Below are 270 nucleotides of genomic sequence, written 5' to 3' on the forward strand. Positions count from 1 at the left end.
ATCCATAATCGTATGTAAAGATTTTTCGATATCATTATCCACTGTAGCTGGATCCACTCCACCGACTAGATTCGCCCCCATACGCATCGCATCTTTCACAAGTTGTACAGAATTACTGCGCAATAATCCATGTTGCGGAAAAGCAACGATTCCACCAGACATCCGATTTTTATATGTTGCTAATGCAGCTAACGGCGCCTCCAAATTATGAAGTCCAATTATTGGATCAACATTACAATGCGTTCTAATATTCGTTGTACCATTTCGAAG

At 40.4% G+C, this 270-nt stretch carries 1 pseudogene; it reads right to left on the minus strand.

Annotated features, from left to right (window positions below):
- Window positions 1-270: pseudogene (locus JDS81_RS29975) on the minus strand (deaminase); the annotation flags it as partial.

Source organism: Bacillus cereus group sp. N31 (genome assembly GCF_016483245.1).
GTDB classification, from domain to species: Bacteria; Bacillota; Bacilli; order Bacillales; family Bacillaceae_G; genus Bacillus_A; species Bacillus_A toyonensis.